General features: G+C 37.7%; 21 protein-coding genes. 4 read left to right on the top strand and 17 right to left on the bottom strand.

Annotated elements, in window-relative coordinates:
- Positions 1-88 precede the first annotated feature (88 nt).
- Complete coding sequence (locus tag UGRO018_RS11560; RefSeq protein WP_416326643.1) at positions 89-1,270, top strand: ATP-grasp domain-containing protein; 1,182 nt, start codon at positions 89-91, stop codon at positions 1,268-1,270.
- Between the two features lie 30 nt (positions 1,271-1,300).
- Here UGRO018_RS11560 and UGRO018_RS11555 read toward each other — a convergent pair whose 3' ends face one another.
- Positions 1,301-1,561, bottom strand: a complete 261-nt coding sequence (locus UGRO018_RS11555) for a thioredoxin family protein (protein WP_416326642.1) — start codon at positions 1,559-1,561, stop codon at positions 1,301-1,303.
- A gap of 52 nt (positions 1,562-1,613) precedes the next feature.
- Positions 1,614-2,288: a lysoplasmalogenase gene (locus UGRO018_RS11550; RefSeq protein ID WP_416326641.1), complete on the bottom strand. Its 675-nt coding sequence runs from the start codon at positions 2,286-2,288 to the stop codon at positions 1,614-1,616.
- A gap of 84 nt (positions 2,289-2,372) precedes the next feature.
- Here UGRO018_RS11550 and UGRO018_RS11545 point away from each other — a divergent pair, with 84 nt between their 5' ends.
- Entirely contained in the window at positions 2,373-3,128 is a 756-nt protein-coding gene (locus UGRO018_RS11545) for an alpha/beta hydrolase (RefSeq protein WP_416326640.1), read from the top strand.
- Positions 3,129-3,169: 41 nt separating this feature from the next.
- Here the strand turns inward: UGRO018_RS11545 and UGRO018_RS11540 are convergent, their stop codons facing one another.
- The 11 genes from UGRO018_RS11540 to UGRO018_RS11490 all read right to left on the bottom strand — a co-directional run bounded on the left by UGRO018_RS11540 (position 3,170) and on the right by UGRO018_RS11490 (position 14,800).
- Positions 3,170-3,583 (bottom strand): NUDIX hydrolase, encoded by a 414-nt coding sequence (locus tag UGRO018_RS11540; RefSeq protein WP_416326639.1) that lies wholly within the window; start codon positions 3,581-3,583, stop codon positions 3,170-3,172.
- 24 nt (positions 3,584-3,607) lie between these two features.
- Positions 3,608-4,834, bottom strand: coding sequence for an MFS transporter (locus UGRO018_RS11535; protein WP_416326638.1), 1,227 nt, complete (start codon positions 4,832-4,834; stop codon positions 3,608-3,610).
- A 101-nt stretch (positions 4,835-4,935) separates the two neighbouring features.
- Positions 4,936-6,150: a helix-turn-helix domain-containing protein gene (locus UGRO018_RS11530; RefSeq protein WP_416326637.1), complete on the bottom strand. Its 1,215-nt coding sequence runs from the start codon at positions 6,148-6,150 to the stop codon at positions 4,936-4,938.
- 1 nt (position 6,151) lies between these two features.
- Entirely contained in the window at positions 6,152-6,931 is a 780-nt protein-coding gene (locus UGRO018_RS11525; protein ID WP_416326636.1) for an HAD family hydrolase, read from the bottom strand.
- A gap of 1 nt (position 6,932) precedes the next feature.
- On the bottom strand, positions 6,933-7,967 hold the full coding sequence (locus tag UGRO018_RS11520; protein ID WP_416326635.1) for a threonine aldolase family protein: 1,035 nt from the start codon (positions 7,965-7,967) through the stop codon (positions 6,933-6,935).
- A 408-nt stretch (positions 7,968-8,375) separates the two neighbouring features.
- The gene (locus UGRO018_RS11515) at positions 8,376-9,926 is read right to left on the bottom strand and encodes an acyl CoA:acetate/3-ketoacid CoA transferase (protein ID WP_416326634.1); all 1,551 of its coding nucleotides are present in this window, start codon (positions 9,924-9,926) and stop codon (positions 8,376-8,378) included.
- A gap of 91 nt (positions 9,927-10,017) precedes the next feature.
- Positions 10,018-10,797 (bottom strand): short-chain-enoyl-CoA hydratase, encoded by a 780-nt coding sequence (locus UGRO018_RS11510; protein ID WP_416326633.1) that lies wholly within the window; start codon positions 10,795-10,797, stop codon positions 10,018-10,020.
- A gap of 103 nt (positions 10,798-10,900) precedes the next feature.
- Positions 10,901-11,740, bottom strand: coding sequence for a 3-hydroxyacyl-CoA dehydrogenase family protein (locus UGRO018_RS11505; RefSeq protein ID WP_416326632.1), 840 nt, complete (start codon positions 11,738-11,740; stop codon positions 10,901-10,903).
- A 73-nt stretch (positions 11,741-11,813) separates the two neighbouring features.
- On the bottom strand, positions 11,814-12,836 hold the full coding sequence (locus tag UGRO018_RS11500; protein ID WP_416326631.1) for an electron transfer flavoprotein subunit alpha/FixB family protein: 1,023 nt from the start codon (positions 12,834-12,836) through the stop codon (positions 11,814-11,816).
- Positions 12,837-12,848: 12 nt separating this feature from the next.
- Entirely contained in the window at positions 12,849-13,640 is a 792-nt protein-coding gene (locus UGRO018_RS11495; RefSeq protein WP_416326630.1) for an electron transfer flavoprotein subunit beta, read from the bottom strand.
- A gap of 20 nt (positions 13,641-13,660) precedes the next feature.
- Positions 13,661-14,800, bottom strand: coding sequence for an acyl-CoA dehydrogenase (locus UGRO018_RS11490; protein ID WP_416326629.1), 1,140 nt, complete (start codon positions 14,798-14,800; stop codon positions 13,661-13,663).
- A 296-nt stretch (positions 14,801-15,096) separates the two neighbouring features.
- Between UGRO018_RS11490 and UGRO018_RS11485 the strand changes: the two genes are divergently transcribed.
- Together UGRO018_RS11485 and UGRO018_RS11480 are read left to right on the top strand one after the other, a co-directional pair.
- Entirely contained in the window at positions 15,097-16,305 is a 1,209-nt protein-coding gene (locus tag UGRO018_RS11485) for an acetyl-CoA C-acetyltransferase (RefSeq protein ID WP_416326628.1), read from the top strand.
- A gap of 190 nt (positions 16,306-16,495) precedes the next feature.
- Positions 16,496-17,701, top strand: coding sequence for an acetyl-CoA C-acetyltransferase (locus UGRO018_RS11480; RefSeq protein ID WP_416326627.1), 1,206 nt, complete (start codon positions 16,496-16,498; stop codon positions 17,699-17,701).
- A 59-nt stretch (positions 17,702-17,760) separates the two neighbouring features.
- On the opposite strand, the gene UGRO018_RS11475 is transcribed toward UGRO018_RS11480, so the two are convergent.
- The 4 genes from UGRO018_RS11475 to UGRO018_RS11460 are packed head-to-tail and all read right to left on the bottom strand — an operon-like array spanning position 17,761 to position 20,598.
- On the bottom strand, positions 17,761-18,294 hold the full coding sequence (locus tag UGRO018_RS11475; RefSeq protein ID WP_416326626.1) for a hypothetical protein: 534 nt from the start codon (positions 18,292-18,294) through the stop codon (positions 17,761-17,763).
- The gene (gene pcp / locus UGRO018_RS11470; RefSeq protein ID WP_416326625.1) at positions 18,294-18,938 is read right to left on the bottom strand and encodes a pyroglutamyl-peptidase I; all 645 of its coding nucleotides are present in this window, start codon (positions 18,936-18,938) and stop codon (positions 18,294-18,296) included. The genes UGRO018_RS11475 and pcp overlap by 1 nt, the downstream gene beginning before the upstream one ends.
- Before the next feature lie 20 nt (positions 18,939-18,958).
- Positions 18,959-19,912: a DUF979 domain-containing protein gene (locus UGRO018_RS11465; protein ID WP_416326624.1), complete on the bottom strand. Its 954-nt coding sequence runs from the start codon at positions 19,910-19,912 to the stop codon at positions 18,959-18,961.
- Positions 19,912-20,598 carry a DUF969 domain-containing protein gene (locus UGRO018_RS11460; RefSeq protein ID WP_416326623.1) on the bottom strand — a complete coding sequence of 229 codons (687 nt, stop codon included), beginning with the start codon at positions 20,596-20,598 and terminating at the stop codon, positions 19,912-19,914. Before UGRO018_RS11460 ends, UGRO018_RS11465 begins: the two co-directional genes overlap by 1 nt.
- Positions 20,599-20,701 lie beyond the last annotated feature (103 nt).

Raw genomic sequence — 20,701 nt, 5'->3', positions numbered from 1 at the left:
TTTCATTCCAATGAATGAGTGTTTTCAAAAGAAAGCTTTTGACATTCAAAATCGAATGACTTACAATGGAAAAATAAGGAGGTGTCTTATGAATTTTATCTTTATCTCACCTAATTTCCCAGAAAGCTACTGGCTATTTTGTCAAGGCTTGAAAAACAATGGTGTCAATGTTCTTGCAATTGCGGATACACCCTATTCTAATCTGACGAGCAATCTGAAAAATTCCATCAATGATTATTATCAAGTGACTTCTTTAGAAAACTATGATGAAGTCATGCGAGCTGTCGCCTTTTTCATCCATAAGCACGGTCGAATCGATTGGATCGAATCCAACAATGAGTATTGGCTTTCTTTAGACGCTAAGCTTCGCAAAGACTTCAACATCAAACATGGCATCACCATTGACCATATCGATGAATATCAAAGTAAGTATAAAATGAAGGAATTTTATCAAAAGGCAGGCATTCAAACCGCTCGTTATGAATTAGTAACTGATCTAGAGCATGCGCTTTGTTTTATTGAAACAGTAGGATATCCAATCATCGTAAAACCAAATGTTGGTGTTGGCGCAAATCACACCTATAAGTTGAAAAACGAAGAAGAGGTTCGCTCTTTTTTCAGTCAACCATTAAGTGAACCTTATCTGATGGAGGAATTCATCCAAGGTAGCTGTTTTTCCTTTGATGGCATTACCAACAGCAAGAAGGAAATTCTATTCGTGACCAGTCATCAATATACCGATAGTATCATGGATGCTGTAAATGAACAAAAAAGTATTGGTTGTTATTCTTATAAAGATATTCCACAGGATGTAATGGATGTAGGGCAACGTGCTGTCAATGCCTTCGATACGAGAAATCGTTTCTTCCATTTTGAATTTTTCAGGCTCATACAAGATCAACCGGGTGTAGGTTTAAAAGGAGACATTCTTGGTCTAGAGGTCAATATGCGTCCTCCCGGAGGCTTTCTACCTGATATGATCAATTATGCCAATGACTCCAATGTATATCAATTATGGGCAGACATGATCGTACATGATACCATTCATTATCAACAAGCACGAACATATTCTAGTTGCTTTATCGGACGAAGAGATGCAATCACCTATCAACATAGCATAGATGATATCAAAACAAAATATAACGCTTCTATTTTGATGATACGAAGACTACCAAAAGCATTGGCAACCGCCATGGGTGATGAAGTTATCGTAGCTCGCTTTCCTAGTGAAAAAGAGGTACTTCAATTTTTAGCCTATTCACAAGAATAAATAAAAACAGACAATCTGGTCTGTTTTTATTTACTTCATAGCTTTTTCAAATACGTCTTGAATCTTTTCCTTTGTGGCAACCCCTTCATGAACCTTGATGCCATCTACAAAGTAGCTTGGCACATACCAATAATCCAAGGTATCTGCAATCTCAGGTTGTTCACTTTCTTCAATTCTTTCTAATTCAATGTTGCGATATGCTGGATGTTCTTCAAATAATTCTTCCATCCATGCTTGCGCTTTTTTACAATAAGGACAATTTTTCAAATACATCATTGTTATCTTTTTCATAGGAATCACCTCTTGTATTCACTATACCATAGTATGGTGTATCCTACAATTCCTATGCTTTGTATAATAAAATGGTTGTCGCAAGACACATTTGCGCAAGATAATAGGTAGTTAAATTCATTCTTGTCATAGTCTTAGTATCTTTATCGCCAAACAATATAAACAATAATATCAAATCACTTAGCACAAAAAGCATGGAACCGATATTCAATACGATCGTAAACACCTGTATTTGATCAAATAACCAAACTAAGCATTGCATTTCAAAAAACAAAATCACTGTCGCATACACAAATGCCGGTAAAAACATTTCCTGAAGTGAAATAAAGTTCTTTCTTTGAAGAAACAACAAAAGAATAAAGGAAACAAAGGCACATCCGATGATCAAAAGCACACTATAAAGAATAGAAGTACGATATAGCGCATATACATATGCCAGATGGCCTATCAAAAAGCTTCCCAATCCCATTAGAAACCATAGCGTTTCTTTCTTTGGATAACAAGGGGTAAGATTTAAAAAGACATCTCCCATAAGACCCATAAAAAGTCCTACTACCATCCATGTTCCAAACGTATGATGATTCATAAGCATCCACAAGATGCCAATGGTTAAAAAACATAGAGAAGAACATGTCTTCCATCCAAGAGTCGTAAATGCATTCAGATGAGGTCTATAGATGTAATATATCATGATAAACAAAGCAAACACATACCCTACGATCATCATTTTCACCATCTCCTGATTTCATTATAACACGATGCTAATTTTTATGATATAATTACTACCAAACAGAAATTTGAGGTGATCGAAATGGTAGAAAAAAAGGAAATCTACATGTCATGTTTTGATACAATGCGTACCCTTCATATTTATACACCAAAGGGATATGAAAAGGGACGTAAGAAATACCCGGTCTTTTATATGTACGATGGACATAATTTGTTTTCTAATGAAGATGCCACCTATGGAAAAAGTTGGGGCTTAAAGGACTACCTGGATCAAACAGATACGCAACTCATTGTTGTCGGTATCGAATGCAACCATGAAGGAAATAAACGATTAGAGGAATTCTCACCATATGACTTTGAGGATGCATATATCGGACACATCGAAGGAAGAGGTGCTATGCTCATGGATTGGGTAGTGGAAGAGCTGAAGCCATGGATCGATAAACATTATCGAACAAAGAAAACACGTTTGCATACAGGCATTGCAGGAAGCAGCATGGGTGGATTAATGGCACTATACACTATCCTTCGTCATAACAGCACCTTTTCTATGGCCGGATGCTTCTCTAGTTTTCTTTATCCTGTTATGGAGGATATCAAACAGGATCTTAAGGAATGCAAGCTAGCAGAAAGTAGAGTATTCATTTCCTGGGGAAGCGACGAATTTCGATCAAAAACGGCATTGTCTTATGGTACCCAAAGAAATTTATATATCACCAATGCCTTGATACAAAAAGATGTGACTGTGTTTCCTTTTCAACATGTCAAAGGTAAGCATAACGAAGCAAGTTGGGAACAGGAATTACCTTACGCTATTCCCTTCCTACTACAGAAATAAAGCAATGAGTTAAGACAATCTCTTGTACTCATTGCTTTTTTCTATTTTTTTATAAATTCATAAAGATAGGGTTGTATTTGAGGATAGGTCCAATGAGTTGGCAGTGTATCCAATAAAAATCGTGCTTTGATCTCACTAACACTCGGGATATCTTCAAATTCAAAGATTTCTCCAGTATATAACATCCCATAACTTTCTTCTTCATGTTCTTGTTTCACACCATAAATACATTGTGGTGTTAACACAAAGTTTAAAGCTCCTGTTTCTTCCCATAACTCCCTTTTGGCACAATGCTGTATCAACTCTTGTTGCTCTCTATGCCCACCGGGAAATTCTAATGTACTTCTAAGCTTATGTTGAACAAAAACTAGCTTCTTTTGATACGTACAAATCATGACCGCAAATTTTAATTTTTCATCTTCTATCTGTCCTATCGCATATTGATTTACTCTCATCTTATATCCTTCTTCCTTATGACATCATACTTCACGATTAAATATCATTTTGATTTCTTTTTGATTTCGAATCACAATCACATAAATGAATACCATACAACTAACAGATAAGCCGACCGCTACTGTTTGATAGGAAAACAATTCCCCTAGTGCCCCAGTCAATAATTGTACCAACATGACACCAAGGCTTACAAATACATTGAAAAATGCTGATACTCTTGCTCTCATCTCAGTCGGTAAATAGCTTTGTGTACTAGATTCTCTGATATTCAATGAATTCACACCAAGAAAACCTGCAAGAAATCGATTGATCATCATCAATGGATAAGCAATCAACAACAAGGAACAATCCAATAATTGATAGATTTCATATACACGCAATGCAACGGTATAGCGTTTTTGGTAAGGTATTTTGATAAAATAATGAACGATTCCTCCTATCATTCTACCTAGGGTTTCCGCTGTTGTCAATAACGCATACATCGTTGTCGTTAACACATGTGAGGATTGAAACATCGCCATTGTCATCATATTGACACCATTACCTGTGGCATTGGTAATCGCCATATAAGTATAAATATTACGAATACCTTTCTCTTTTTTCAAATACTGAAATCCTTGAATGAAATCATTGCGATATTCTTTAAAAGAAAAGTGGCTCAATTTTTGTGATTTGATTTCTTTAAAACGAATCATCTTTTCAAAAAATGATGCCCCTAACAACAGCACCCCTTGTAAAACACAAATCATAGCGACCCCATAATGGATATAGATCATAGATGCAATTGGTGTAAAAAGAGCAGAAACACTTGGATAAATCATGGATGAAATCGCATATCCTTTTTGCGCAAAACCTTTTGGTATCAAATCTGGATATAATGCTTGATATGCGAGAGAATAAACAGCATTACTACAACCTGTCACAAAGGAAAACAAAAGATAAGAAAGGTAAGAAAAATCGTGATTCATCAAAAATAAAGCGAACAGTAGGAATAAACCACCGTTTCCTGCATCAATCCTTACGATTAGTTTTTTTCTGGAACAACGATCCACATAGGGTGCGGCAATGATCGGAAGTATGATCGAAGGAATAAAAGAGATAGCTGAAAAGATACCTGTTAACATCGTACTACTTGTTTGATCAAAGACTACAATAGAAAAAGCAAAATTCATGGCGACTCCACCTATGGCACTGATCAATGTCCCTATGGTTATGATACTGAAATCGTGGCTCCATAATGTTTGTTTCATTTACATCACTCCTGTCGTATATAGTATACAGAAGATTTTAGTAAATAAAAACACCCTATATTTGAGAAAATATACACTCAAATATAGAGCTTAGTGTTATTTTATATGCCATCTAAAGGAAAATCCTTTTTATTACTCAATTTCATCAACTGCATCGCATCTTTATATCTTCTTTGATGTACATATACTTCTATCAAATATTGACTGTGTTGTAGCATGATGCCATGATGAATAAAAGGATAATATTTGAAACAAATATCTTCTAATACTTCTTGGTAATGTGGATTTGTGATCGGATCCTTTTCATAACGAAGGCATACAAACTCATACAAAAGTCTTGTTTCTTTAGAAAAATCAGGCTGATAGATTTTCTCCATTTTATGAAGTATTTCTCTACCCTCTTGAATTCTTCCAAGTTCTTCATAGGCAAGTGCCAATTTGTGATAGATCATAAAGCATTGATAAGGATCATCTTCATCCATTGCTTTTTCTAAATACAAAATCGCTTCTTCATTTTTTCTCCAACATTGATAGGTCGCTCCTAAATTATAATATACCGCTTTTAACGTATGTTCATCTTGTATGGCACGTGCTGCCAACATTGCCTTTTTATAATAGCGTAGCATCAATTGTTCTACACCTAAGTTAGAATAACAATTTCCTATCATCAACAACGCATTGGTACTAATTTGAAACATTCCTTCCTCATTACCCAATAATAACGCCTTTTGAAAATATTCCAAGGATTCGCTATAGGACCCTTTCACAAAGCAACAATTTCCAAGATATAAATAGGAAATACTACAAGCTTGTATTCTACTTGCTTTCTTTAAATGATCGATTTGTTCCTCAAAAACATCATGATCAAAATAAGCCAAATGATATAAAAAGGATTGAGCTTCCTCCATATATGTTTCAAATTCAGACAGCTCCTGTAAGATCTTTTTTCGTTTGTCTAGCTCTTTTGTTTCATAAAGTTCAAATAGAGAAACATATAAACATAATGGGGATGATATCAGCTTATCATGTTGCCTACGAATTTGTTGCACATTACTATCTTGTGGAATTCTAAGTAGCCAATTTTCAAAATAGATATGAAACATTTGACGATATTGATGTAAGAATGTGGGATCATCTTCATATGTTATTTGTAGACGTTTCCAAAGTGCATGTATAATTTCTGGATCTGCACATACTTTTCCTTGTTCGATCTTACTGAGGTAGGAAACCACACAAATCCCTTTACAAAGCCCTTCTTGAGAAAGATTCTGTTTCAATCGATGATAACGAATCAAATAGCCTGTGATCGTTTCCATATCAAATCCAATGAAAATGCTTCATGGCATGATAAATACCATCATGATCACAATCCAAGGTCACATAATCGGAAAGTTGTTTTATATCCTCTATGGCATTTCCCATTGCGATGGAAAATGGTGCTTTTTGAAACATACCAATATCATTTCTACTATCACCAAACACAACGACATGATCCATTGGCTGTTGCAGGATATCCATCATTGCCACGATTCCCTCATCTTTATGATCCGGCTCAAGAATACAAGAATTCTCATGATATCTCATTGGCATTCCATATTTCTGAAATGCGCTCATTGTTTCTTCCATACCTTTTGGTAATGCAATGATGATACGTTCAATTTGATCAAATTGTTGATAATCCAGATGTTGCATCACTTGAAGCTCCCCAATAAAATGATCTCCATGAAGATCTTTTACAAATTGTTTTGTATGGGTAAAACGTTTCGTAGAGTCATCGATCGAAACACAAAAACTGATTCCCTTATCCATACATTCTTTGATTACTTCCATACATAGTGTATGGTCTAATGGCTCATGCTTGATACAGCGATGTTGGATATATAAATCATTTCCACCATTACAAACCAAATGCTCTATTCCCACCTCTTTCGCTATTTCTTTCGCAAAATAATATGGTCTTCCTGTCGCAATCGCTAAAAAATGTCCTTTTTCTTTCGCTATGCTTACGGCTTGTTTGGTACTTTCCAATACAAGACCATGATGTTGAATACCGGTTAGTGTACCATCGATATCAAAGAAAAAATATTTTTTCTCCATCCTACTCTTCCCTCATCAACATACGTAAATCCTCAATGAATGCATCAACATCCTCCTCTTTGGTTGCCCAAGAGGTCACAAAACGCATTGCGGTAGTTGCATCATCCAATTTCTCCCATACTTGAAATGCATATGATGTTTGAAGTTTTTCAATGATATTTTGCTTTAAGATCGGAAAAATCTGATTCGTCGTTGTTTGAATAAACATAGGAATCTTTAAATCTAACATAGCTTTTTGCATTTTTTGTGCTAATCGATTGGCATGAAGTGCACTGGACAAGTATAAGCCCTGTTCAAATAACACCTGAAACTGAGTACCTAATAGCCATCCTTTCGCAAGCATACCTCCACGTTGTTTGATCATATAACGAAAATTCTTTTTTAATTCATCATGAACGATGACCACTGCTTCACCGAACAACGCTCCATTCTTGGTTCCACCGATATAAAACACATCACAATACTTACATAAATCGTCAAATTCTACATCATTGTCTTCTGCACTTAATGCCGCACCAAGACGTGCACCATCCATAAACAAATACAATCCAAGCTCATCACAAACCTCACGTAATGCTTGTAGCTCTTTTTTATGATAGATGGTGCCAATTTCCGTCGCATTAGAGATATAGATCATTGCCGGTTTGACCATATGCTCATCTTCATGTTGTTCTACTGCTTTTCGTATTCCTTCAACCGTTAATAAACCATCTTTCCCTTCGGCAATCACGACCTTATGTCCAGTTGCTTCGATCGATCCTGTTTCATGTACATTGATATGTCCGCTATCTACTGCAATCACGGCTTCATAAGGACGAAGAATAGAGGAAATCACAGTTAAATTGGCTTGTGTCCCTCCTACAAGAAAATGAATATCACAAGCATCATATTGTAATACCTTTTTTATCGCTTTTTTTGCTGCTTCACAACACTCATCTTCACCATAGCCTACATGTTGTACCTCATTGGACTTCACCATTGCTTCTAATATTTCAGGACAAGCGCCCTCACTATAATCATTTCTAAAACTTATCATTTCTTTCACTCCTATTCTTTTTCATCCATTATACCGCAACAATGAAAAAACAACCATATCAGATAGAAAAAAAAGACACAATCGACTCATTTGCCAATTGCATCTCTTTCGCTGATCAACGTTTCTCCATTATATTTACTACCTGCTATGCTACTACTACAATATTACCTATTCCACTACCAACATGCTTCCACGAAACGATGACCAACTGATCATTTCTTACAAGCTGATCTCTAAGATAAGGGGAATCTCCACCAGCTCTTCCCAAAATGATCTATATCAACACTCTCATCAAGTGTGATACGCCTCTTTACAGTTTTATTATATCAAATACCCTTCATTTGTAAATCGTTTCGGAAAAGTTGGCTATCTTCATGGCATAATTGAAAAAAGGATCATTTCTGACCCTTATTTTTCTAACAATCCCATGATTTCAGGTTTGAATAGACGCTCATCCATCAACTTCAGATCATCTGCGATTGCAGGCTTAAATTCCATTTGTCCAAGTACATCTTTTTCAAGATCAACACCCGGAGCAATTTCTGTTAAGGTCAATACACCATCCAACAATTCAAATACAGCACGTTCTGTGATATATAAAACCTTCTGTCCTGTTTCTTTCGCATATTCAGCTGAGAATGTGATTTGTTCCACATCTTGTTTGAATTTCTTTACACGACCTTCTTGAAGAATATTCAATTTACCATCTTTGACTTCAACCTTTAATCCACCGGCAGTAAATGTTCCACAATATACAACGATCGGTGAGGTTTGCGTAATATTAATAAATCCACCACAACCTGCGATCTTTGGTCCAAAACGAGAAACATTGATGTTTCCATAGCGGTCACATTCAGCCAAACCTAAAAATGCCTGACCTAGTCCACCACCATCATAGAAATCAAACTGATAAGGCTGATCAATGATTGCATCAGGATTGGTACATGTACCAAAAGCAGTTCCAGCATTCGGAACTCCACCGATACCACCAGCTTCTACTGTTAACTTCAATCCAGGTAAACCTTCTTCATTGGCAACATTGGCAATACCTTCTGGCATACCGATTCCAAGATTGATAATAGATGCTGGATCCAGATCCATAGCAGCACGACGACAAATGACCTTACGTTCATTCAATGCCATAGGTGCAATAGAATCCACCGGAACCTTAACTTCACCACTCAAAGCAGGATTATATTGTTCCGCATAAGTCTGCATGTGGTTCTCTGGACGAGATACGACGATACCATCCACGTAAATACCAGGAATCTTAACCTTACGAGGATCAAGCGTTCCGTTTTTTACAACCTTCTCCACCTGTAACAATACGATACCACCGGAATTTTTCGCAGCCTGTGCAATAGATAAAGAATCTAAAGTAGCCGCTTCTTTTTCCATGGTAGCATTTCCATCCTCATCACAATAAGTAGCACGAATCAAAGCAACGTTTAATGGGAAAGACTTATAAAGTAGCCATTCTTCACCATGAAGATCCACTACCTCTACAAGGTCCTCTTTTGAACGTTCATTCATTTTAGCCCCTTCAATACGAGGATCTACAAAAGTCTTTAAACCGATTTTTGTAAAAGTACCAGGACGATGACCTGCGATATCACGGAACATTAAGGAAATGGTACCTAATGGAAGATTATATCCTTCCACTTTATTTTCAAATACCATTTTTTGTAGCTTTGGAATCAATCCCCAATGTCCACCGATGATACGTTTCAACAATCCTTCATGTCCTAACTTGTTTAATCCAAGTTTATCTGTTCCATCACCGATTCCAGCGGAGAACATGATCGTTAGATTATTTGGATGACCAGTCTTTAAAAAGGATTCCTCAATACCTACAGAAAACTCTTGTGGATGTCCACATCCGATAAAACCACCGATTCCGATTGCAGCGCCATCTGGAATCATAGAAACTGCCTGTTCTAGGCTAATTACTTTACTCAAATTCCTTTACCTCCTTTTCATCATTTTCTAAACTCAGTGTATCATATGCACCGAAGAAAAGGAAATGATAAGCCTTGATGTAAGTAACGACTTATTTATTAGAGAATGTTTTTTCTTTTGTTTTTTCTAAGAAGCAAGTCATACCATAAGTCTGATCTTCTGTAGCAAAACAGTTAGAGAATTCTTCTACCTCGATTGCAATACCACCATCGATATCTGTCTGAAGACCATTGTTAATTGCTTTTTTAGAGTATGCAACTGCAATTGGAGCATTTTTAGCAATGCCATTTGCCATTTTCATAACAGTTGGCATCAATTCTTCTGCAGCTACCACATTGTTTACCAAACCAATTGCCAATGCACGATCAGCTTTGATATTACGTGCAGTATAGATCATTTCTTTCGCAATTCCTACTCCGACAGTTCTAGCAAGACGCTGTGTTCCACCAAATCCCGGAGTGATTCCCAAACCAACTTCAGGCTGCCCGAATACAGCATTTTCACTAGCGATACGAATATCACAGCTCATAGCCAATTCACAACCACCGCCAAGTGCAAAACCATTTACAGCGGCGATGACCGGACAACGGAAAGTTTCAATTTTACGGAATACTTCATTTCCGAATTTACCATAAACAGCAGCTTCTTCTACTGATTTATCTTTCATTTCAGCAATATCCGCACCGGCTACGAATGATTTTTCACCAGCACCTGTGATGACCAATGCATAGACATCTTTATTTGCATCAACTTCATTTAAAGCTTCGTTTAATTCTGTTAAAACAGCAGTACTTAATGCATTCAATGCTTTTGGTCTATTGATCGTAATTGTTGCGACATGACCTTCTACAGTTAATAAAATTGTTTCCATTTTATATAGTCCTTTCTATTGTTATTTTTTAAAAAAGTGAATCCACAATTTCAATGGAATTCATGTGAAATTATAGATTCACTTATACATGTTTGATAAAAGCTTATTTGTTGTAATCGTAGAATCCGATACCAGTTTTCTGTCCTAATTTACCGCCACGAACCATTTTTCTTAGCAATGTACAGCAACGATATTTAGAATCATGAGTTTCATTGAATAATACATCCATGATTGCGACAACGATATCAAGACCAATTAAGTCACCTAATGCAAGAGGTCCCATAGGATGGTTTGCGCCAAGTTTCATAGCAGTATCAATATCTTCTACAGAAGCAATACCTTCTTGAAGAATGAATGCAGCTTCATTGATCATTGGAACTAAGATTCTGTTAACAACAAATCCTGGACCTTCTGCGACTTCTACAGGAGTTTTTCCTAAAGACTTGCTGATTTCGATGATAGCATCTTTTGTTTCTGCTGGTGTGTTGATACCAGAGATAACTTCAACCAACTTCATACGATCTGCTGGGTTGAAGAAATGCATACCGATTACATTGTGTTTGATACCTTTTGCGATTTCAGTTACTGATAAAGAAGATGTGTTTGTACCGAAGATACAGCTATCTTTACAGATTTCATCTAAGGTTGAGAACAATTCTTTTTTCGTTTCCATGATTTCTAGAACAGCCTCTACTACCAAATCACAGTCTGCTAAATCCTTGTATTCTCCTGCTTTTAAGTTTCCTTTGATTTCTGCAGCAGCTTCTGCAGTCATTTTTTCTCTTGAAACTAGCTTGTCTAATTTTTTAGCGATTTTGTCGATACCGCCCTGTGCCCATTCTAGTTTGATGTCACAAACTGTTACATCATAACCATTTGTAGCGAATGCATTAGCGATACCCTGGCCCATTGTTCCTGCGCCGATTACTCCAACTTTTTTCATGTTTCAGATCTCCTTTTCTATTTTATTGTAACAAAAGGACAGCGTAATACCTGCGCTGCCTTTTACATAACTACTACGCTTTTTTCGCAGCGATGATTTCTTCTTTTAATAATGGAAGAATTTCTTTTACATCACCAACAAAGCCCATGTTTGAAATACTGAAGATTTCAGCTTGTGGGTCACGATTGATAGCAATGATCATATCTGATTTTTCCATACCTGCTACGTGCTGACAAGCACCAGAGATACCACATGCAATATACAAACTTGGACGAACTGTTTTACCAGTCTGACCAACCTGGATGTCTTTGTTTACAAATCCATCATCAACAACTGCACGACTAGCACACATTGCTCCACCTAATTCTTCAGCAACAGCCTGTACCATGTCTAAGCAATCTTCAGCACCACGTCCTGCGCCAACAAGAATATCACATTTTGTAATATCAATACCTTCTACGACTTTAGCAATCGTTTCTTTCACGATAACTTTAGCGTCTTTGTCAGCGAATTCAGGTGTAAATTCGATTACTTCACCAGTTCTTGAAGCATCTACTGGATCCATACTGAATACGTTTGGACGAATCGTAGCCATCTGTGGACGAGTGTCCGGACAAATGATAGTACCAAATAAGTTACCACCGAAAGTAGGACGAGTTACTAGCAATAATGCTTCATCTTCCTTTTCAGGGTCCATTTCGATTTTTGTAGCATCGGCAGTTAAACCAGCATTCAAACGTGCAGCAACACGTGGTGCTAAATCACGTCCAAGTACAGTAGCTCCAGTTAAGAAGCTATCTGGTTTAAATGTATTGATGATCTGAGTTAATGTATCAGCATAAAACTGAGTAGAGTATCCTTCCAACATAGCGTCATCAGCAACGATTACTTTATCAGCACCATGTGCAATAACATCCTGAGCCTGATCCTTGATGTTATGTCCTAATAATACACCAACAACCTGGAATCCCATGTGAGGAATGGATGCAACCAATTTTCTAGCTTCAGAAATCAATTCGTATCCAACATTGGCGATCACGCCGTTTCTTTGTTCAACGAATACGTAAATATCTTTGTATCCTTCAAATTTAGCCATTGTATTCTCCTCCTATTTCGTAATGATCTGCTTTTCTTTTAATGTCTTAGCAATCAATTTTGCAGCTTCAGCAGCTGGCAGTTCGTAAGTTTCTGTTTCAGCAGTAACATCTTTTGTAAATGTGTGATGTACTTTTGTTGGAGAACCTGCAAGACCAACTTTGCTTGCATCGATGCCCAAATCGTTGAAAGTCATGATCTTAACTTCTTTATTGAAAGAGTCAACGATATCATTACAGTTCATGTAACGAGGAGTGTTCATACCACTTAATGTAGTTAACAGACATGGAAGTTTTGCTTCGATGATTTCTTCACTTTCTTCCAATGATTTTCTTACTGTGATCGTCTTATCATTGATATCAATAATTTTATCGACATAAGTTACCTGTGGAATATCAAGACGTTCTGCAGTCTGAGGTCCTACCTGAGCAGTATCTCCATCGATTGCCTGACGTCCAGCGATGATCAAATCATAACCTACTTTTTCAATAGCAGCAGCTAAAGTGCTTGAAGTAGCACAAGTATCTGCACCAGCAAAAGCACGATCTGTAATCAATACAACTTCATCAACACCACGAGCTAGCAATTCTTTTAACATTCCACTAGCCTGTGGAGGTCCCATAGAAATAACTGTAACAGTTACATCATCTTTTGTTTCTTTGATTTTTAAAGCTTCTTCTACACCAGCCAAGTCGTCTGGATTGATGATACTTGGAACACCGGCACGAATCAATGTACCAGTTACTTTATCTACACGGATTTCTGTTGAATCCGGTACCTGTTTCACAAGAGCGATAATTTTCATGTTCTTCTTCCTTTCCTTTATTATTTCAACATCTGGCCAGAAACAACCATACGCTGTACTTCAGAAGTACCTTCATAGATTTCTGTGATCTTAGCATCACGGAACATTCTTTCTACTGGGTAATCACGAGTATAACCATATCCACCCATCAATTGGATAGCTTTTGTTGTTACTTCCATAGCAACTTCTGCAGCGAATAATTTTGCTTCTGCAGCTAAATAAGTATAAGGCTGACCTTTTTCTTTTGCCATTGCAGCTTGGTAAACCAATAGTCTTGCAGCATCAGTTTTTACCTGCATATCAGCAAGTTGGAACTGTGTATTCTGGAATTTTGCAATAGGACGACCGAACTGTTTACGTGATTTCACATAAGGAACAACTTCATCGATTGCACCCTGTGCAATACCAAGAGCTTGAGCAGCAATACCAATACGTCCACCATCTAGTGTAGTCATGGCAACCTTAAAGCCTTTACCTTCCTGACCTAATAACTGATCTTTAGAAAGACGTACATTATTGAAGATCAATTCACTTGTTGCACTACCACGAATACCTAATTTCTTTTCGTGCTGTCCAACAGTAAATCCAGGTGTACCTTTATCTACGATAAATGCAGAGATACCATGTGTTCCCTTTGTCTTGTCTGTCATAGCGAAGATGACATATACATCTGCTTCACCAGCATTTGTGATAAAGATTTTTGTACCATTTAAGATATAATCATCCCCATCTTTTACTGCAGTTGTCTGCTGACCAGCAGCATCAGTACCTGCATTAGGTTCTGTCAAACCGAATGCTGCCAATTTTTTTCCACTGCATAAATCAGGCAGATATCTGTTTTTCTGTTCTTCTGTACCATATGCGAAGATTGGCCATGTTCCTAAAGATGTATGAGCAGATAATACTACACCAGTTGTTGCACATTTCTTACTCAATTCTTCTACTGCAAGGATGTAGCACAGGTAATCAGCACCTGCTCCGCCGTATTCTCTTGGGAATGGAATACCAAGCATCTTGCATTCTCTCATCTTTTCAACGTTTTCACGTGGGAAACGTTCGTCTTCGTCGACTTCTGCTGCAAGAGGTTTTACATCTTTTTCAGCAAACTCAGCGAATAGCTTCTTCATCATTTGTTGTTGTTCTGTTAACATGAAGTCCATAAGTGTTCTCCTCTCCTTAATTTTCTTGAACAATAGGATTTCCTTTTTCAGCCAATTTTTGGCATATCGGGCGTTATCCTTGACAGATAAGCGCAATCCTACCTTTAATTTTAGAACTATTTTTTCTTCACGTCAATAACTTTGTTATTTTTTTAACAATTATTTGAGGATTTTTTCACAAGTTCATTTTTCTTGTTTCTTCACGAGTAATTCTTGCTTGTGAATTTTTTATTTAGTGGGTTGACATTCCTTCGATTACCCCTTACACTGAAACAAAAGAAAGTGAGGAATATTTTATGAAAAAAGCATATATCGTTGCCGCTAAGCGTAGTGCCATCGGCAGTTTTATGGGAGGTTTGACCAATGTCAACCTTGTGAATTTAGGTGCAACCGTATTAAAAGAAGCCATTTCACAAGCAGGCATCGCTCCTGAAACCATCGATGAAGTCATCGTAGGAAATGTCATCGCCGCAGGTCTTGGTCAAAACATCGGACGTCAAGTCAGTATTGCCGCAGGTGTCCCGGTCGAAGTTTGTGCACAAAGCATTAATATGTTATGTGGCTCTGGTTTAAAAGCCGTTATGGAAGCAACCATGAGGATCCAATGTGGATTTGGTGATATCTTTGTCGCTGGTGGTGTAGAATCCATGACCAACGCTCCTTATCTTGTTCCTAGCAAAGTTCGTAACGGTGTAAAGATGGGAGATCTTACTATGGTTGATGCGATGCTACATGATGGTTTGACCGATGGTATGTATGATATTCATATGGGAGTCACTGCCGATAATATTGCGAAAAAATACGGCATTACAAGAGAGGAACAAGATGCATTCGCATTTGCATCTCAACAAAAAGCAATCGCAGCCATCGATAGTGGACGTTTCAAAGACGAAATCGTTCCTGTAGAGGTTCCTGGCAAAAAAGGAAGTGTTACGATCTTTGATACCGATGAACATCCGAATCGTACTTCTACACCTGAGAAAATGGCAAAACTTCGCCCTGCCTTTACACCTGATGGAACTGTTACTGCAGCCAATGCATCCGGAATCAATGATGGTGCAAGTTTCACAATCATCGCCAGTGAAGATGCAATAGAAAAGTACAATTTAACTCCACTTGCTGAAGTCATCGGCTTTGGTCAAGGTGGCGTTGATCCACGTGTGATGGGATTAGGTCCAACACCTGCTATTTTAAATGCCCTTCGTTATGCGAACATGAGCATTGAAGACATGCAATTGGTAGAATTAAATGAAGCCTTTGCAGCTCAATCTCTTGGTGTCATTCACGAATTAGAAGAAGCTACTGGTATGGATCGCCAAGCTTTCCTGGAAAAAACAAATGTCAATGGTGGGGCCATTGCTTTGGGTCATCCTGTCGGTGCTTCAGGCAATCGTATTTTAGTTACCCTATTGCATGAAATGCAAAAACGTGATCTCAAGGTCGGTCTTGCTTCTCTATGTATCGGTGGAGGACAAGGAGCGGCTGTCATCATCAAACGACCTTAACCGAAAACAACAAGGGAATGGAATGCTCCAATTCCCTTTTCTTTCGTGAAAAATGGGAAATATTAAACTTTTTGCACTTAATAATTTTTTCACAAGTGGTTGACAAAAGGCCTACTTTCCTTTATCATGTTTCTGTATGGGTCAGGCGATCCCTGACCATCAAAAAAAGAAAGAAAGACAGGTAGAGAAAATGAAAAAAACGTATGTAGTCAGCGCAAAACGTAGCGCAATCGGTAGTTTTCTTGGATCTTTGACAACTGTAAAAGCAGTTGACTTAGGTGCCACAGTTGTAAAAGCGTTGTTGGAAGATGCTCATGTAGCTCCAGAAAACGTTGATGAATTACTTTGCGGTAATGTATTAAGTGCTGGATTGGGGCAGAATATCGGTCGTCAGGTCAGCTTAGCTGCTGGTATTCCTGAATCTGTATGTGCTCACTCCGTGAACATGGTTTGTGGTTCTGGTTTAAGAACTGTAATGGAAGGCGTTATGTCTATCCAGACCGGATTCAACGACATCGTTGTTGCTGGTGGTGTAGAATCTATGTCCGGTGCTCCTTATTTAATCCCTGCAAATACTCGTACAGGAAATAAAATGGGAGACTTCAAAGTAGTAGACCACATGATCTATGATGCTTTGACTGATGCAATGAACGGAATTCACATGGGTGTTACTGCTGAAAATATTGCAGCTAAATATGGTATCACTCGTGAAATGCAAGATGAATTCGGATATGCTTCTCAGCAGAAAGCAATCGCTGCAGTTGACAGCGGACGCTTCAAAGATGAAATCGTTCCTGTTGAAGTAAAATTACGTAAAGAAACGATCACATTTGATACAGATGAACACCCTAACCGTAAATCAACTCCAGAAAAAATGGCTAAATTACGTCCAGCATTTATCAAAGATGGTACTGTTACAGCAGCCAATGCTTCAGGAATCAATGATGGTGCAAGCTTTGTGTTATTAGCAAGTGAAGATGCAGTTGCAAAATACAACCTTACTCCAATCTGTGAAGTTGTCGGTATCGGTCAAGGTGGTGTTGATCCATTGACTATGGGTCTTGGTCCTACTCCTGCAATTCGCAATGCATTGAACTATGCAGGTTTGAAATTAGATGAAATTGAATTGGTTGAATTAAACGAAGCATTCGCTGCTCAGTCATTAGGTGTTATCCACGAATTGGTAGAAGAACATGGTATCGATCGTGAAGCATTCTTAGCAAAAACAAACGTAAATGGTGGAGCTATCGCTCTTGGTCACCCTGTAGGTGCTTCTGGTAACCGTATTTTAGTTACATTGATTCACGAAATGATCAAACGTGATGCAAAAACAGGTCTTGCTTCTCTATGTATTGGTGGAGGACAAGGAACAGCTGTTATCGTTAAACGTCCTTAATCTTGAAAAGCTGCCGGATTACCTGCAGCTTTTTTTATTTCTATAAAGATAAACTCACATCATCCTTGTGAGTTTTTCTTTGTTTCTTTCTTTTGTATAAAGAAATATAATTCCATAACCATTTTTGTTGATTTTCGGAATTTTCTTCTTCGATAATGATACAATTCCATATCCTCAAACGGTGATGCGCTGACATATCCATGCAACTTTAACCATTTGGTATAAAACTGTTTTCGAATTCCAGCAACCCTATAAGATAATGTCATTTGTGACCCTACACGCACCTTGACCTTTGCCATACAAGTACCTTTTGAAAGAACGATATATTGCATTGGATCTTCTGATTTATCTATGAAATGAACCTCATCCCCCATAAAACAATCAAATTCCCCATTGTCTTTTTTCGAAAATGTGATAAGTGCTGTGTGTACCGGATGACATAAATGCGTTATCCTTGTTTTCATGGTTGCATAGTCTTTCGCAAGCTTTTGTGCATCCTTGAACATGGTTGTTTCACACACCGTTTTTTTCAAACCAAGAAATATACGATCTTCTTTCAGTTCTATGACTTCACAATTCAATTGCTTTGACATTAGTGCGTTGTACCACCCTGTATCACGATATCCTCATCGTTTTCAATAATCGCTTCAATTGCAAGTTTCAATCCTTCAGCGATCATCGTGATTGGCATACTTGGTGTACTTGCACTTAACATAGCAGCTTGACTGGTATCATAAGGCACATGAACAAAACCACCACGGATATTTAGGTATTTCTTATCGATCATATATAACAAGGAATACATTACATCATTACAAACATATGTACCAGCACTATAAGAAACCGCCGCAGGAATACCATGATCCTTTAATTTCTGTACCATTGCTTTCACGGGATGTTTACTAAAATACGCAGTATCTCCATCTTCCGCAATTTTTTCATTCAATGGTTGTTTTCCTAAATTATCCGGAATTCTTGCATCTTTAAAGTTGATTCCGACAAATTCAGGAGTGATATGTGTTCTTCCACCTGCTTGCCCAACACATAATACAATGTCAGGATGATATACTTCAATTGCCGTTTCAACTGCTTTTGGCGCATCATCAAACACTGTAGGAATCTCGATTTTAATAACTTGAGCACCTAGAATTTCATCTGGTAATGCCTTCACCGCTTCATAAGCAGGATTGATGCTCTCACCACCAAATGGATCAAATCCGGTTACCAATACTTTCATAAATAATCCTCACTTTCTAATTAACTCATCATGATCATATAACAGATTTGAAATACCAACATGATCAAAGCAATCAATACCTGTTTTTTGATTACTAGGTTTTTATCCTTCATTTCTAAAATAGCTACAGGCACGATATTGAAGTTTGCTGCCATCGGCGTACATAAGGTTCCACAGAATCCACATGTTAACGCAAGACTTCCTATCAATACAGGATCAGCTCCCAAAGCCAAAACAAACGGAGCACCGATTCCAACGGTCATTACCGTAATTGCCGCAAAAGCATTGCCCATGATCATGGTAAACAATGCCATGCCAACGGCATACACAATGATTCCAACGGTCACATTCCCTTCAGGAATGACATTAGATACCATGCTACTGATAACTTCTCCAACACCTGCTGCTGTAAATATCGCACCTAATGCAGCTAAAAGTATCGGAAGCATTGACAATGGACCTACGATATCCAACATTCTTCTCGCATCATTCATAAAAACCTTCGGTTTATTTTTACGGGAGTATCCCATCAAAATAAGAACAGCCAATAAAACACCGACACCAATTCCAACCAAAGAATTGATATCTGTCCATAAGGCAAATATCAAAGCAAATACCCCAATACATAAAGCTGGGATGAATATTTTCATACCTATTTTTTGGAAGTTTTGTTCCATCTCTTCTAGTTTCGGTACATCCATGATTCCTGTACCTACCTGTTTTAATATCGCTGGAAGTACCATCACGATTACAAGAATACCTGTCCATAATGGCGCAATCCATTTCCCCAGAATAAACAATAGTCCTAAAGTACACCAAAAGATGGCACTTCCTATATTTTTTTCATTCTCTTTATCCATTAGATTTTTTATTCCTGTATAAAACGCAACCAAACCGATGATGATATATAACATTTCTAATAACTTATTGCTTAGCGTTACATCTGCGCTTTGGAAGAACTCTAAAACATTCATTATAGTTCCTCCTGTTTTTTATCATATTGTTTCATTAGTTTTTTATTGGTTACATAATAATAAATCATCGCCACCAGTGTTGCGACTATGGCGACAGGAATTTGTACTTTTGCCAAATCGATCAACTCTACTGCATAGCCAAGATCCTTCAACGTTCCTTGTACCAAAAGCATTCCGCTTCCTCCGACAAACAACACTTGACCGAAAAACCAAGTTACATTTTCCATACCAGCTGCCATACCTTTGACCTGTTCCAAATGATCCTCACTGATTTTGATCCCTTCTTTTTCTACAGCAGCACTTGCCATTGGCATTACAATTGGCCTCACAAATCCAGCAACGCCACCAAAACCGACATTAAATGCCGCAAAGATAACACGGAAAACACCATAGATGCCCAATACCAACCCTGCAGATGCATTTTTGAATTTTCCCATTAAGGCCGCAGCTGCCTGCTTTAATCCATTACGTTCCAACGTTCCAGTTACGACCATTACGATAATGAAAATACACATACTTCGATTTGATACAAAGCTATTTCCTAACGTTTCAAGAAACATTGTGATATCCATACCACCAACCAATGCAGTCACGATTGCCGCAACCATAATAATCAAAATGGAATCCAATTTCATGGCAAAGCCAATGATAACGATCAGGATTCCCAATAATTTGATATACTCCATAACATCCATCCTTCCTTTTATTTATCATCTCAGCATCCATCTGAAATGCATCCCTTACGTATTCTTTATCTTAAAGCATGCACCATAATTGATAAATCATACC

The organism is Hoskinsella mucinilytica, assembly GCF_045223415.1.
In the GTDB taxonomy this organism is placed as follows: Bacteria; Bacillota_I; Bacilli_A; order Erysipelotrichales; family Erysipelotrichaceae; genus Hoskinsella; species Hoskinsella mucinilytica.
This window is presented reverse-complemented; position numbering and strand designations above follow the sequence as displayed.

Bases quoted from the DNA above. Each gene is read 5' to 3' on its own strand.
- UGRO018_RS11555 (WP_416326642.1), bottom strand. From the start codon at position 1,561: ATGAAAAAGATAACAATGATGTATTTGAAAAATTGTCCTTATTGTAAA.
- UGRO018_RS11520 (WP_416326635.1), bottom strand. From the start codon at position 7,967: ATGATAAGTTTTAGAAATGATTATAGTGAGGGCGCTTGTCCTGAAATA.
- UGRO018_RS11460 (WP_416326623.1), bottom strand. From the start codon at position 20,598: ATGGAGTATATCAAATTATTGGGAATCCTGATCGTTATCATTGGCTTT.
- UGRO018_RS11500 (WP_416326631.1), bottom strand. From the start codon at position 12,836: ATGGCTAAATTTGAAGGATACAAAGATATTTACGTATTCGTTGAACAA.
- UGRO018_RS11490 (WP_416326629.1), bottom strand. From the start codon at position 14,800: ATGGACTTCATGTTAACAGAACAACAACAAATGATGAAGAAGCTATTC.
- pcp (WP_416326625.1), bottom strand. From the start codon at position 18,938: ATGAAAGTATTGGTAACCGGATTTGATCCATTTGGTGGTGAGAGCATC.
- UGRO018_RS11485 (WP_416326628.1), top strand. From the start codon at position 15,097: ATGAAAAAAGCATATATCGTTGCCGCTAAGCGTAGTGCCATCGGCAGT.
- UGRO018_RS11525 (WP_416326636.1), bottom strand. From the start codon at position 6,931: ATGGAGAAAAAATATTTTTTCTTTGATATCGATGGTACACTAACCGGT.
- UGRO018_RS11545 (WP_416326640.1), top strand. From the start codon at position 2,373: ATGGTAGAAAAAAAGGAAATCTACATGTCATGTTTTGATACAATGCGT.
- UGRO018_RS11530 (WP_416326637.1), bottom strand. From the start codon at position 6,150: ATGGAAACGATCACAGGCTATTTGATTCGTTATCATCGATTGAAACAG.
- UGRO018_RS11505 (WP_416326632.1), bottom strand. From the start codon at position 11,740: ATGAAAAAAGTTGGAGTAATCGGCGCAGGAACAATGGGCCAGGGTATC.
- UGRO018_RS11535 (WP_416326638.1), bottom strand. From the start codon at position 4,834: ATGAAACAAACATTATGGAGCCACGATTTCAGTATCATAACCATAGGG.
- UGRO018_RS11495 (WP_416326630.1), bottom strand. From the start codon at position 13,640: ATGAAAATTATCGCTCTTGTGAAACAGGTACCGGATTCAACAGAAATC.
- UGRO018_RS11480 (WP_416326627.1), top strand. From the start codon at position 16,496: ATGAAAAAAACGTATGTAGTCAGCGCAAAACGTAGCGCAATCGGTAGT.
- UGRO018_RS11465 (WP_416326624.1), bottom strand. From the start codon at position 19,912: ATGAATGTTTTAGAGTTCTTCCAAAGCGCAGATGTAACGCTAAGCAAT.
- UGRO018_RS11550 (WP_416326641.1), bottom strand. From the start codon at position 2,288: ATGATGATCGTAGGGTATGTGTTTGCTTTGTTTATCATGATATATTAC.
- UGRO018_RS11560 (WP_416326643.1), top strand. From the start codon at position 89: ATGAATTTTATCTTTATCTCACCTAATTTCCCAGAAAGCTACTGGCTA.
- UGRO018_RS11510 (WP_416326633.1), bottom strand. From the start codon at position 10,797: ATGGAAACAATTTTATTAACTGTAGAAGGTCATGTCGCAACAATTACG.
- UGRO018_RS11475 (WP_416326626.1), bottom strand. From the start codon at position 18,294: ATGTCAAAGCAATTGAATTGTGAAGTCATAGAACTGAAAGAAGATCGT.
- UGRO018_RS11540 (WP_416326639.1), bottom strand. From the start codon at position 3,583: ATGAGAGTAAATCAATATGCGATAGGACAGATAGAAGATGAAAAATTA.